At 41.4% G+C, this 14,586-nt stretch carries 8 protein-coding genes; 5 read left to right on the plus strand and 3 right to left on the minus strand.

The genetic code is table 11. From position 1 onward, the window contains the following. The first annotated feature begins 38 nt into the window (after positions 1 to 38). From FHR28_RS19405 to FHR28_RS19425, 5 genes are read left to right on the plus strand one after another with little or no spacing between them, the layout of a single operon-like run. The gene (locus FHR28_RS19405) at positions 39 to 278 is read left to right on the plus strand and encodes a transcription factor (protein WP_166783322.1); all 240 of its coding nucleotides are present in this window, start codon (positions 39 to 41) and stop codon (positions 276 to 278) included. A 40-nt stretch (positions 279 to 318) separates the two neighbouring features. Then, positions 319 to 2,730, plus strand: coding sequence for an EcoAI/FtnUII family type I restriction enzme subunit R (gene hsdR / locus FHR28_RS19410; protein WP_166783323.1), 2,412 nt, complete (start codon positions 319 to 321; stop codon positions 2,728 to 2,730). Between the two features lie 27 nt (positions 2,731 to 2,757). Beyond that, entirely contained in the window at positions 2,758 to 4,224 is a 1,467-nt protein-coding gene (locus tag FHR28_RS19415; RefSeq protein WP_166783324.1) for a type I restriction-modification system subunit M, read from the plus strand. Then, positions 4,221 to 5,918: a restriction endonuclease subunit S gene (locus FHR28_RS19420; protein WP_166783325.1), complete on the plus strand. Its 1,698-nt coding sequence runs from the start codon at positions 4,221 to 4,223 to the stop codon at positions 5,916 to 5,918. The genes FHR28_RS19415 and FHR28_RS19420 overlap by 4 nt, the downstream gene beginning before the upstream one ends. 9 nt (positions 5,919 to 5,927) lie before the next feature. After that, the gene (locus FHR28_RS19425) at positions 5,928 to 7,865 is read left to right on the plus strand and encodes an AAA family ATPase (protein WP_166783326.1); all 1,938 of its coding nucleotides are present in this window, start codon (positions 5,928 to 5,930) and stop codon (positions 7,863 to 7,865) included. A gap of 249 nt (positions 7,866 to 8,114) precedes the next feature. Here the strand turns inward: FHR28_RS19425 and FHR28_RS19430 are convergent, their stop codons facing one another. The 3 genes from FHR28_RS19430 to FHR28_RS19440 all read right to left on the minus strand — a co-directional run bounded on the left by FHR28_RS19430 (position 8,115) and on the right by FHR28_RS19440 (position 14,186). After that, positions 8,115 to 9,392 (minus strand): tyrosine-type recombinase/integrase, encoded by a 1,278-nt coding sequence (locus FHR28_RS19430; RefSeq protein ID WP_166783586.1) that lies wholly within the window; start codon positions 9,390 to 9,392, stop codon positions 8,115 to 8,117. Between the two features lie 331 nt (positions 9,393 to 9,723). After that, a complete protein-coding gene (locus FHR28_RS19435; protein ID WP_166783327.1) occupies positions 9,724 to 11,874 on the minus strand; it encodes a TonB-dependent receptor in 2,151 nt (716 codons plus the stop codon). Between the two features lie 86 nt (positions 11,875 to 11,960). After that, positions 11,961 to 14,186: an Ig-like domain-containing protein gene (locus FHR28_RS19440; protein WP_166783328.1), complete on the minus strand. Its 2,226-nt coding sequence runs from the start codon at positions 14,184 to 14,186 to the stop codon at positions 11,961 to 11,963. Positions 14,187 to 14,586 lie beyond the last annotated feature (400 nt).

Consider the following 14,586-nt stretch of genomic DNA (forward strand, 5'->3'; position numbering starts at 1 on the left):
GCTAAATTATCTAGTGGCATAGTCTTGCAGGCTAAAGAATGAACGAACATGAGATTTACAAACGTATTAAGCAAGTTTTGGCGGATGCCCCGCGCAATCAATATACCGCCGAACTTCATTTGCAAATGATCAAATATGCTGACGAGCTTAAGAACATCACTGCCAAAGAGTTTTGTGAAGGGGTGGGTTTGCGAAGCAGCTTTGGTACTGAATTTAGCAAAATGCGTAATCTTACTCAGCGCCTTAAGGTGGCAGGGTTGCGGACTGAGCTAATATAACTATTCGGCGTGTAAAGGCGTTAATACATGGGTAAGCAATATGAATAAAAAACAACTCTCAGAGCGAGACATCTGCACCAAGTTCATTACGCCTGCGCTCGAACAGTCTGGTTGGGATATTGCTACGCAAATACGCGAAGAATTCCCAATAACAAAAGGTCGGATTATCGTCCGTGGTAAGTTGCATACCCGTGCTAAGCTCAAACGCGCTGACTATGTGCTTTTTTATAAACCTAACATCCCTATCGCAGTTATCGAAGCCAAAGATAACAACCACAGCTTGGGTGATGGTATTCAGCAAGGCTTGGGCTATGCAGAGATGCTTCAAGTACCGTTCGTTTTTAGTTCTAACGGTGATGGATTTCTGTTCCATAACAAAATAGCCAAAGATGGTGTGGTTGAGCGAGAGCTTGCTCTGCACGAATTTCCTTCGGCTGAAACGTTATGGCATTGTTGGGCAGCACACAAAGGTCTGAGTCAGAAGCAAAATGAACTAGTAACTCAGGATTATTTCAGCGATGGCAGCAATAAAATGCCACGCTATTATCAACTTTTGGCTATTAATAAAACCATCGAAGCCATAGTCAAAGGGCAAAACCGTATTCTGCTAGTCATGGCGACTGGTACGGGTAAAACCTTTACTGCCTTCCAAATTATCTGGCGGTTATGGAGATCTAAAGCCAAGAAGCGCATTCTTTTTCTGGCAGACCGAAATATATTGGTCGATCAGACCATGAACAACGACTTCAAACCGTTTGGTTCCGCCATGACTAAGATTCAAAAGCGCCAGGTCAATAAATCCTATGAAATCTACCTATCTCTCTATCAGGCCGTCACCGGAAATGAAGAAGAGAAAAATATCTACAAACAATTTAGCTCAGACTTCTTTGATCTTATTGTCGTTGACGAGTGCCATCGTGGTAGTGCAGCAGCAGATTCTGCTTGGAGAGACATTCTTGAGTACTTTTCTTCTGCTACGCAGATAGGTCTTACAGCCACACCAAAAGAGACTAAAGAAGTTTCGAATATCGATTACTTTAGTGGCCCGATTTATACCTATAGCCTGCGTCAAGGTATTGATGATGGTTTTCTAGCGCCTTACAAAGTGGTTCGCATCGACCTAGATAGAGATTTGATTGGTTGGCGGCCCGACAAAGGCATGACTGACAAACATGGAAATGAAATTGAAGACCGTATTTACAATCAGAAGGATTTTGATAAAACTCTGGTGTTGGAGCAACGCACGGACTTGGTCGCGAAAAAAATAACCGAGTTTCTAAAGCAAACCAACCGTTTTGATAAAACAATTGTCTTTTGCGAAAACATCGATCATGCCGCGCGTATGCGTCAAGCATTGGTGAACGAAAATGCCGATTTAGTTGCGCAAAACAGTAAGTACATCATGCGTATCACCGGTGACAACGAAGAAGGTAAAGCCGAGCTAGACAACTTTATTTTCCCAGAGAGCAAATATCCAGTGATAGCTACCACCTCTAAGTTGATGACCACAGGTGTAGACGCTCAAACCTGTAAGCTAATTGTGCTCGACCAGCGTATCCAGTCAATGACAGAGTTTAAGCAGATTATCGGGCGCGGTACTCGTATTAACGAAGATTACGATAAGTACTACTTCACCATCATTGACTTCAAAAAGGCAACCGAACTCTTTGCTGACCCAGATTTCGACGGTGATCCAGTTCAGGTGTATGAGCCCTCTGGTTATGATTCCCCAGTTCCGCCAGATTGTTCACTAGATGAAGGTGTTGGGGAGGAGGGAGATATAGACTTGGAATACCCTGTGTCCGATAGCGAGCACAACTGGGGTTACATTAGTGGTGAATCCAGTGAATACGAGGATGGCGTCGTGCGTCGTTATGTCGTGGCGAACGTATCTGTAAAAGTCACAGCAGAGCGTGTGCAGTATTTCGATACCAACGGCAAACTGATCACAGAATCTTTAAAAGACTACACTCGTAAAGCTGTAACCAAAGAATTCGCTACACTAGATGATTTTCTTCGACGCTGGAGCTGTGCCGAAAAAAAACAAGCCATTATCGAAGAGCTGGCTGAACATGGCGTGTTCTTTGAGGCTTTGGCCGACGAGGTGGGGGGAAAGTCAGGAAAAGCCTTCGACCCCTTTGATTTGGTCTGTCACGTCGCTTGGGATATGCCTCCGCTCACACGTAGAGAGCGTGCTGAGCAGGTGAAAAAACGCAATTACTTTACGCAATACGGCGAGCAGGCCCGCAAAGTGCTGGAAGCACTGCTGGATAAATATGCAGATGAAGGCGTTACTCAGATTGAAGAAACGCAGATTCTGACCATAGCGCCTTTCACCCGATTTGGCACACCACTGGAAATTATTCACACTTTTGGTGGTTTGAAGCAATACCAGCAAGCCGTAAACGAACTTGAGCAGGCGTTGTATAACACCGAAAAAAGTAGTGCCTGATAAAAAATTATTGGAGATAGCAATACCATGTCATTAACTACCCTTATCAAATCCATTCAGGATATCATGCGCAAAGACGTAGGCGTCGATGGTGATGCCCAGCGCATCAGCCAAATGGTTTGGTTGATTTTCCTGAAGATTTTTGATGATAAAGAGCAGGAATGGCAAGTCACCATGCCTAACTATAAATCGCCATTACCTAGCCGTTTCAGATGGTCGTCTTGGGCGAAAGACGCTGAGGGTATCACTGGTGAGGAGCTGATTGACTTCGTTAATAATGACCTTTTTCCTGCATTAAAGAAATTAGCTACGGCAGCAGGAGTATCGTCACATGGCAAAGTAGTGGGATCAGTCTTTGAGGATGCTTACAACTATATGAAGTCGGGCACTTTGTTGCGCCAAGTAATCAATACCATTGAAGAAGATGTGGATTTCAATAAATCTGGCGACCGCCATTTGTTTAACGATATTTACGAAAAAATTCTGGCCGATTTACAGTCAGCAGGTAATGCTGGCGAGTACTACACCCCACGTGCGGTGACCCAGTTTATTGTGGATATGATTGACCCGAAGTTGGGCGAAAGTATCCTAGATCCAGCTTGTGGCACCGCGGGGTTCCTTACCTGTGCTATCGAGCATTTGAATCAGAAAATCAAAAAGAATGAAGATAGACAGCTTCTGCAAGAGACGATTCACGGTGTTGAGAAAAAACCCCTGCCGCATATGTTAGCGTTAACCAATGTCATGCTACATGGCATTGATGTGCCTACCAATATCCGCCACGACAATACATTAGCAAAACAGCTACAGAGTTATACCCCTAAAGATAGAGTAGATATAATAATTACCAACCCTCCGTTTGGTGGTATGGAGGAAGATGGAATTGAGTCAAACTTCTTAAAAAAATATCAAACTCGCGAAACTGCCGATTTATTTATGGCTCTCATTATGCATTTGTTAAAGCATGATACTGGAAGAGCTGCCGTAGTTTTGCCAGACGGATTTTTGTTTGGTGAAGGCGTAAAGACTACCTTAAAACGAGAGCTACTGGAAGAATTTAAGCTGCATACCATTGTTCGTCTACCGAAAGGAGTCTTTTCTCCTTACACCAGTATCGCCACGAATATTCTATTTTTTGAGAAAGGTGGTCCAACAAAAGACGTGTGGTACTTCGAGCACCCTTATCCTGAAGGCTACAAATCTTATTCACGCTCTAAACCATTAACTATTGGTGAGTTTGATTTGGAAAAAGCATGGTGGGGGGGGGCTGCACGCAAGGGCCGTAAAGTGACTGAGTATGCGTGGAAGGTATCTGCCGAAAAATTAGCAGAACGCAACTACAACCTAGACTGCAAAAACCCGTATGAAGTTGAAGTGGCGCATCAAGATCCAGTGGATTTGATGAATGACTATCAAGAGATTGTGCGACAATTGGAGGCAGCTCAAAAAGCACTAAAAGAGGAGCTAATGGCTTGCTTAGGAGAAAAAGCATGACTCAAGCTGTACATGATTTGCTTGAGCAGCACTTTGATATTGCCTTTGCCGCACCTGATGGCATTATCAAACTTCGCGAATTGATTTTGAACTTGGCTATGCAGGGTAAACTGGTTGAGCAAGACCCTAATGATTCACCTGCTAGTGAGTTGTTGAAGAAAGTTGAAACCGAAAAGCAGCACCTTGTGAAGGTTGGGAAGATCAAGAAGCCAAAGGCTCTCCCTGCAATTGATCAGGTTGATGTTCCTTATGGACTACCAAAAAGTTGGATATGGACTCGTCTCGGTAATATTGGGATTATATTCAATGGCAACAGCATCAATGCGAATGAGAAAGAATCTAAATACACAGAAGTAGACGGTCTGGCTTATATTGCCACTAAGGATGTTGGCTACGGCCTTGAGGCACTCGACTATAAAAACGGAATCTATATTCCAGAATCAGAGGAGAAATTTAAAATAGCCCGACAAGGTGCTGTCCTGCTTTGTGCAGAAGGTGGTAGTGCAGGCAGAAAATGTGGAATCGCAGAACATGATATCTGCTTTGGTAATAAGTTATTCGCCAATGAGCCCTTAGGTGGAATTCCGTCAAAATTTATTCTTTACTTGTATCAGTCGCCCATTTTTAAAAGATTCTTCAGTGAGTCTATGACAGGTATTATCGGGGGGGTGTCTATCGCCAAATTTTTGGAGCTGCCTGTTCCTATACCCCCATTAAAGGAACAGCGCCGTATTGTCTCTCGCATTGATGATCTCATGACGCGTTGTAATGAGTTAGAAAAGCTCTGTAAAGGGCGAGAAGAAAAACGCCTTGTTGTCCACAACACAGGAATCAATCAATTATTTGAGAGTGCTGGAAATATTGGTCTTTCATTTTTATATGACCACTTTGATGACCTTTATGCTGACAGGAGAAATGTCAAAGGGTTGCGCAAAGCCATTCTGAAGCTTGCAATTACAGGGCATCTTTCAGACAATCTTGATGGAGACTCGTCTGCTGATTGGTTGTTAGAAAAAGTTTATGAAGAGCGAATTGAATTAAATCTAAAAGTATCGCATGACAATAGCGACTTGGCAAAAGCTATAGGGTTTGAAATACCTAAGCATTGGCGATGGAGCTCCCTGGGGCAAATACTTATTTTTGGTCCTAAGAATGGGTATTCACCAAAAGCAGTGGACTACGAAACTAGCGTTCTCTCCCTAACGTTAAGTGCAACAACTTCTGGAGTTTTTATTGGTGAGCATTCGAAATTTATTGATGCGGATATTCCTAGTGATTCGCATCTCTGGCTTTGTGATGGAGATATCCTTGTTCAACGTGGAAATACTATCGAATACGTAGGGGTACCTGCCATATATAGAGGTGAACCTAGAGTTTTTATTTATCCAGACTTGATGATGAAGCTTCGAGTTTCTACCTACATTAACACGGAATATGTCTATTACGTCATGAGCTCTGAGCCTTCCAGAAGCTTTTTGCGTTCACATGCGTCTGGAACGTCTGGAACTATGCCCAAAATTAATCAAAAGGTGCTGACAGGTCTTCCCATACCATTACCTCCCATCGAGGAACAACTGAGAATAGTTAATAATATTAAGAAGCTTTTCGACCTTTGTGATGCAGTTGAGGAGAAAATAGTGGCCTTAAATTCAAAGCAGTCTGAACTTCTGGGTTCTGTAGTTGCTCAGGTATAAGGAAATTGTATGCGTCTAAAAGAACTCTATATTAGCCAATACAAAAACCTACGAGACTTTTCAATCAATTTCGATGGTAGCAGCTTCATTGATGTGTTTGTCGGTAAAAATGGCACAGGTAAGTCGAACCTGTTTGAAGCGCTGATTGAGATTTTTCGTCATATTGTTGAATACGACAGGGCTAAAGCAGACCTTGGGTTTAGCTATCGTTTTTTGTATGAAATTGATGATACAGAAATTTCTATAGAATGGAGCTGGGGTGAAATTGATAATGCTGCACTTCGTGAACGCCCGAAAGATCGTGGTTTAATCATTAATGGACGTAAGCGTAGTACTTTTGGTAAAACCCAAGTGCCAGACAATGTGCTGATATATTACTCCGGGCACAATGACACCGTTGCAGGATTGGTGGCGCAATATGAAGAGACTTTTAGTCAGCGAATAAAACGTGCAGATTTTAATGAAAGTCGTTTTTTCATTGGTATTGGTCCGGAATATAAAGAGTTACTGCTGGCTGTATTGTTAATGCAGCAAGTTACCTGCAAAGCGCGACAGTTTATTTGCCAGAAGTTAGGTATTGTCCAAACTGCATCAGAAGTGCGACTGGTTCTAGCACGGCCTGAGTATGCGGCAGATGCCCGCTTCGATATTGAGCTGAATGATGTATCAGATCGTTACTGGAAGTCGGAAGGCATCACCAAAACATTTCTTGATAGATTACACCGTTGCATCAATACGGCCTCGGGAAGCCCAGTGAGGTCTGAGGGGTATTTTGCGTCTGATGATCGCTACGTGCTTTACTTTGGTATCGATAAAATCCAACAAGAATTCTTAGATTTAAGCCCTCAGGAATTGTTTCGTCAGTTAGATAACTTGAAGACACTGGGGATGCTTGCAGAAATTACTATTCCTTTTAAGCTCGAAAATGGCTTTGATGCTTCTGTTTCCTACTTCAGCGACGGCCAGTTCCAGTCAGTGTATATCTATTCCATTACTGAGCTGTTTAAAGATAGAAATTGTATCACGTTGCTGGATGAACCTGATTCGTTCCTACATCCGGAGTGGCAGTTTGAATTCCTAAAGCAGATTTTCGAAATTACCGAAGATGCCGTAAAAAGCAATCATGTTCTAATGAGTAGCCACAGTGCCTCAACCATCACATCGATGAGTGACGAGATGATAAATCTCTTCGAGCTTAATGAAAGGCAAGTTAAAGTTACCAAAAGAAAGCGATCGGAAATTATCAAGGCGCTTTCAGCGGGAATGATAACTTTCACTGAGAATGAAGCAAGACTAAACATATCTCATGTGCTGAATAGTACCAGTGGAGCAGTACTGTTTACCGAAGGTATTACGGATGAATTAATAATTGAGAGTGCTTGGTCGAAGTTGTTTCCGGGAGAGTCGTGCCCATTTGAGATTCAAAATGCCTTCGATCGTATATTTCTCCGTAATATGTTTTCTCGTGATGAGTTAAAGAACAATCATCCTGACCGAACAATGTTTGCTTTGTTTGATTTTGACGAAGCATACGACGATTGGAATGGCCTTCAGAAAAGGCAAGATGAGTGTACTGACCCATTCCGTGGTTTATCTAAGCAGCTTGGATATGTTCATCATTACGCAATATTACTACCTATTCCAAATTGTGAGCACCTTAAGCCTCAGGTGCTGAAGCCTGATAATACTCCCTGGGGTCGGGGTCGTGATTCGCATATATCTATTGAGCATCTTTTTTACGAGTCAGTAACCGTGGCAGATTGGTTTAAAACGGAGCCGACCTCCTGTGGTGGGCAGAGAATATTATTTACGGGAGAGAAGGTGAGATTTGCAAAAGAATTGGTTCCAACACTAGATGCTACTGCCTTCGAAGTATTCCGTCCAATGTTTGAATTTATTAAGTCAAAGTGCTCGGTCCCAACAGAAGCTGCCGCAGCCTTGGTGTGATGGGAATTACGAAGAGGAGGCATGTGACGAGCAACCTGATGACCATAAAGGATTTACCATGAATACTGTGAAGATGCTCCAGAAGGTAAACCAGCCTGAATTGCCCATTTTTTCTTAGAGGAAGAATAGAAAAGAGTTGAAACATTGAGTACCACTGATGATGTAAGCGGTGAGGTTATGTTTATTTTGTGTACTTCTTTTTAATAAATGCTTCTGCCTTAGATGGCAGAAGCATTTATTTTATGCTGTCTAGTTAAAGTGTGTACTACAGAACTCAGCCCAATCAGCCATTAGGCCTTTACGTTTTTCCAGATAAGCTCCACGTAGGTAAGCAGCTTCTACCTCATCTGGTAATTTATGCGCAAGTACATGCTCACAGACTTCACGAGGGTAATCAGTTTTGTCTGCTGACCAGTCACGGAAAGTAGAACGGAAACCATGCGTTGTGATCACTCGATTTTGCTTCGGGTCAATATAACCTAAGCCATTTTCTTTAAGTTTTTGTTCATTCATTCGTTTAATCAAAGCTGTCAGTGACATATCAGAAAGCATGCCTCCACCACGCGGAGCTGGGAAGATAAAATGCTGAGGCTGGGTATAAAACTTAATGGATTCAAGCAATGAGAGGGCTTCTTGGGATAAAGGAACGCGATGCTCCTTCTCAACTTTCATTCGTTCTTTAGGAATGATCCAAACTTTAGATTCAAAATCAATTTCTTGCCATGTTGCACCAAAGATTTCACCAGAACGACATGCTGTCAAAATTGCAAATTCTAAAGCTTTTGGAGAAATACCATCTTTTTGGCGAAGGTGCTGAACAAATTCTGCGACTTGTTCATAAGGTAGAGAAGGGTGAGGGCGTGATTCCTGTTTTAAGTTACCTAAGATTGGTTCAAGATTACCTTTCCATTCGGCAGGGTTATCACCCTCAAAATATCCTATAGCCTTGGCATAATCAAAAATGGTTTCTATACGGCCACGAATACGTCTGGCGGTTTCATTTTTCTCAACCCAGATAGGCTTAAGGGCTTCTGCGATATCGACTTTGGTAATGCTACTAATAGTGAGATCACCCAGCGTTGGGTAAATGTAGGATTCCAATGTTGATGACCATTGCCCGATATGCTTTTCATTTTTGAGTTCACGTGTTTTATTGGCGATAACGACTTTGGCACATTCACGGAATGTTTTGTTACGTAGCTGCTGGATACGAAGCTTTTCAAGTTGTTCTTGTTTATGGGTAATAGGATCAATGCCACTCCGTATTTGCAATCTTAATTCAGTAGCCTTTGAACGGGCTTCACTCAAAGACACTTCTGGGTAGGGGCCAAGGCCAATGTCACGGCGATGAGGTATTAAATTTCCATCTTTGTCTAAGCGCTTTCCTACAACAGCACGCAGAATCCATACACGGGAATTCCCTTTAATATTCAGGAATAAGCCATCAACACCGCCGACAGCATGTCGACCAGTCTCTTTGATTTTTGCTACACTGAGTGCAGATAGCTCTTTAGCTTTCTTTGGCATGATATTCATTACCCCACAACCTACCCCTTTTAGAATACTAGAAATGGTTAGACTAGACAAGACGTGGTTAGACTGTTATTTTTTTAAGATGTTGAAAAATATTATTTTGTATAGATTGGTTGGACTACATGAGACACTTGTTATACGGACACCGCTTCCGCCAAATATTTAAAAGACCCTTAAATTTTTAAGGGTCTTTTTTTTTGCTTTGATTTTGTTTAACGGACCTTGTATAAACTTTGGATTGAAATAGAACAGATCAGATTGATTTAGATGATCATTATGTTGAATCTCTTTTCACAGACGAGGGAAACAATCCAAAAATTTACATTCATTTATAATTATTCCATTTAAATTCAGCATTGATAAAATAAGTACTTTCCAGGCCATTTAAACCACTATACGCAGCCCTATAGGTGGTATTGCCGAGGTTACGGATCCCTGCACTTAAATTGACATATTTATGATTAAAACCCGCATACAGGCTACCAATGGTATAAGAATCAAAGCCGCCTTTTTGTATGACTTGAGGTTCATTCAATACGGTCTGAATTTTTCCTTTCACCCATGGCTGTAACGGCAATTGGCTAAAGGTATATTTATAATGGCTGTTAATATCAATTGGATGTGCCGCAGCTTGTACAAAAACATCTTCAGAATCAATTTTATTAAAACTGCCTGAAATACCAAAGTCATGCACTTCATCCATATAATTGGCACTGAATTCCATACCCCAATTATTGACTTGGTTGGCATTATAATATCGGGTGGTGTCTTGGAAAAAGTCAGATTCACGATCATTAAAATCGCCTGTCGCTATATTGCATTTCCCTATACGAATACAACTTTCCAAACCAGCCCGATCAATAACTCTACGATTGGTTTTCGTCCAAATATATTGGTCAAAGTCGCTATAAAACACACTGGTATTTAACGCCCAATGATCATTGAGGTATTTCCAAGCCACTTCGGCATGGTAGCCTTCTTCAGGTTGTAAAGCTAAACCTCCACCCAAAAAGCCACCAAATGTATAGCGTTCATACAAATCAGGTGCGCGGAAAGTACGGCTGATGTTGGCAGAAATATTTTGAGTATCGGTGAGGTGATATTGTGCTCCAAGCGCCCATGTTGGCTCGAATATGGTTTTTTCAGGAGTAATTCCCGAAATACCGATGAGTTGCGAAGCAAGTTCAGCATTTGCGCCTGGCAGTAATTTTTGTCGCGTTGCCCAATAATTGGCGCGTACTCCTGCAAAACCTGTCCATGTGCCGAAGTCATATTCTAAATTGGTAAAACCTGCATAATAATCTTGTTCAGAATACACCGCAGTGACGGCTTTATCTAAAACAGCTTCCAGACCAAAACTGGCTTGTAATTGATGCCAGTTTAAAAATAGATTGGCGTTAAAATTATCACTGTCTAAGGTTTCAGTATAACCGCCTTCTTGTTGGCGTTCTAATAAGGACTGTTTGTTATATTTAAATGAGAAGTTATTAAAAATACCCAGATTGTCTTTACGATAAGTGATGGATTTAGATTCACGCTCTTTACGTGCCAACAGCATCACCATTGCATCTTGCATGGTACTGCCATGTGCTGATGCAATATCTTTACCGATCCATTGGTCATAATCGAGATCAATTTGGCTATCTGTAGCAAATTTTCCTGATAATTTGGCACTCAGTGATTCGGCGTCATAACCCAAATCTTTGACGGTTACTGTGCTATTCACTGCATTTAATGCATTGGTTTTACTAATTGCATATTTTTTATCAGCATCACCACGGACCCGATAGTCATTGGACGATTCTTTGGTATAAGTCACCTTTGCACCAAAATTATCCATGCCTGCGTTTAGACTGGTGGTCGAACTGGTTTTGTCATAACCCTCATCATAAGCGAATTTTTGACTGACCCCGATGCCTTGACTCATTTGTACAGGTTTGGTCTTGACGATAATGACGCCCCCTGATGCACCCGGGTCGTAAATCACCGCAGGACTACCTTTTACCACTTCAATCATTTCAACGTTGTTAATATCCACCTGATTGATTTCACCAGAACCTGAATGGTCTAAACCTTGATTGGCGATTTTGATGCCATCAACAACACTGACCACGCGTTGCCCAGTCAGACCACGAATTTTTACATTTTTACCGAAAGCCCCAGTTTCGGTAATGGAAACACCAGGAATATCCCGAATCGCTTCTTTGACATCGGCTAAGCCTTCCTGCTGAATTTTTTCCTGACTGATGATCTGTTTGGAATAGGGTTTGTTAAACATTTCTTGTTGATTTTGTCGCTCTGCCTTGAGGACTTTTTCTGCTGTGACTTCAATGACAGGCAGTTTAGTGGGGTGTTCATCATTTATGTCGGTATCTTTCTTATTTTCTGCTGCATAGAGATGATAGAAAGGAGAGTATCCACCAGCAATACACAGGGTCAATAATAGATATCGTGGGAGAAAGGGAGGTGTGTTCATGACAGAAATCCAGTCAAAATAAACGCAGGGTTGCAGCCCCATCTTAAGAATGGAAACAGCAACCCGATTGAATGAGTACGTATGGCTTAGTCAGTAATCCAGGAACCATTAATTTCATTGACTTTTTTCAATGATTTTTCTTTTTCTGAGAAGCCACTGGTCAGTAAAGGAACACCCGTATGAGTACCTGTCATATGCAAGCCAAATAGACCACCAATCCCAGCCAAAGTGACATTACCTGAAGCGTCAGCAGTGACATTGGTAATTCCACCTCCACCCTCTAAATCCTTGATGTTACCCATGAGTTTGCCCGTGGTGGCATTGACAATACTACCGACTGTGTCAGTTGGATCTGTTGCCTGATTGGCACGTTTATTCCATAACAATACATTGCCTTCATAAACGCCATTGGCACGGAATGCGGTGCGTTCAAAGTACATACGGCCAATCGTTGGGGTGACGCTGGTTTTGCTGGCTGTTGGCGCATTGAGTGGTAATTTATAAACGTTATAAACACGGGTTGCTGCTGCAGTTGGATTGGTCTCATTGATATAGACATAATCACCTACGGCCACCGCAGGTACTCGCATTGAAGTAAAGTATGGAATATCCTGATCAATGACAGCATTATCCAACGCTGTTTTTGTGGTTGTGGTTGCAGTATTTAACCAGCCTTGTTGATAGTTAAGGTTCATCTTGTCTTTAGATAACTTGGCCGCTTCGACAAATAAATAACCATTTTTGACCGCAGTAAGGTTCAGGTTATATGACAAAGCCACATTGCTTGAATTATTGGCTAAATCCGTACCAGTGCCATTATCATAAATCTTGCTTGCGCTGGTGCCTGTCAATTTCAGAATTTCGGCATTTTTAAAGACATAAGCGTTGCCAAATATGGAATGGGTGATCGCTGCATTTTGTGTATCAAGGTTATAATTAATCAATAAATAACCAGTATTACCTTCTGCCAAATTATCGACTACATTTGGCATGTTAAAGAAATTACTAAAGATACCCGCACCACCATGTCCACCACCAAATTTAAGTTGATGATGTTCAGGATTATAATTTGCAGGATATTCTGCACCTGTTACATTCGCTAAGGTTTTTGCAGTTTTATCATAAGCATAAAGTGTTTTTACCCCTTCTTTTGCCAGATAAATATGGCTATCATTTTGCGCTAAGAAGTAGTATTGACCTGTTCCTCCACCAATATCAGTACAGGTGACCAAATCAACGGTGCAGCTTTGTAAACGTGCAGCTTCATTACTTGCGGTTGGGTAGCTTCCTTTGACATAGGCAGCACTGTAGTTGACCAATACTGAATCAGTTTTACCAGTCGTGTTATTGACAACCGGCTTAATGGTTCGACCTTGTGTCACTTTGCCATCTGATAAACGCACAGTGATATAGGCATTTTTAATATTGTCAGACAGTTCGCCTCTAAAAATATCGGGTAGTTTGGCAAAAGTACGCAATTGCACATAAGAATTATCAATATCTGTTTCATTGAGATACATGGTTTGTGTATCGCCAATCACTTTCATTTCTGCGGTTTTTAATGCTGCTGGTAATGCTGCACTACTAAAAATGGTGGCTTGACTGTTTGGATTACTTGCATCAAATCGTTTTAGAATATTGTCGGTATAGAATGTATATTCAGTTGCTGTTGTTGCACCAGCTGGTGTGTAATTACGCGTTTCTTTAGATGCATTTGGGTCAAGGAAAATCGCATATTCTCGTTTTTTATAAACTGTTTTATCGCCATCTTTTGCCGCACTCATCACAAAGACACGATTGCCTAAAATCACATTGCTGATACTGCTGTAATACTCCTGTTTGCCGTTGTTAGGGTCATAACGGACAATTTGAGAATTACCTGTTTCAGGGTTGGCGACTTTGTAGAATTGATAATCAAACACCGACTCAACTTGGGTATTAATCGTAATGCTCAGATCTGTGCTAAGTGAACCATCACTGACACTCACCACAAGTGTATCTGCGCCAACCACATTGCCTGCAATATAAGTAATCACACCTGTTTTACTGTCAATGCTGGCAGTGCCTAATTTTGGCGCAGTTTTGATGCTATAGGTGAGCGCGTTGTTCTCAGCATCTTTTGCCGTTACGCTAATTTTTTTACTGTCTAGGGTTTGTACGGTCACTGGGCTGATCGCATCAATTGTTGGGGCAGTATTGCTCGGTTTGCTGTCTCCACTACCACTGCCACCCCCACCACAACCTGTAAGAATGGTACAGATTGAACTGGCAATCAGGGTTTTATGACCTATTTTCATTTTAGATAACAACATTGCTTTATCCTTTGCTTGATAAAAAAATGGACAATCATCGTGGCTAGAAAGGACAATGCTTTGTTGGCTATATGATAATGATAATTATTTACATTAAAAATACTAATCTAATACAAAAACTGAGTCAACATAATATTTCTGTTTAGCATATTGATATTTATTGTTAATTAATGAAATGTCTTTTAATTTGATTAGGATTGTGTCTGTTTTTTAAGCGTTGAAAATTTTTATTGGTGTCACACAAGTACTTTAAGATGAAGTGATATTTTGCAAGCTTTCACTCATAAAATATGTCCAATCTAGCTAATTTCATTTAATGTATAGTCACCAATTTTTTTATCACTTCTTCGCCTACTTCACGTGGTGATTGAGGATTTTGCCGTCAGCAAATAATAGTGTA

This window comes from Acinetobacter sp. BIGb0196, from assembly GCF_011759595.1.
GTDB classification, from domain to species: Bacteria; Pseudomonadota; Gammaproteobacteria; order Pseudomonadales; family Moraxellaceae; genus Acinetobacter; species Acinetobacter guillouiae.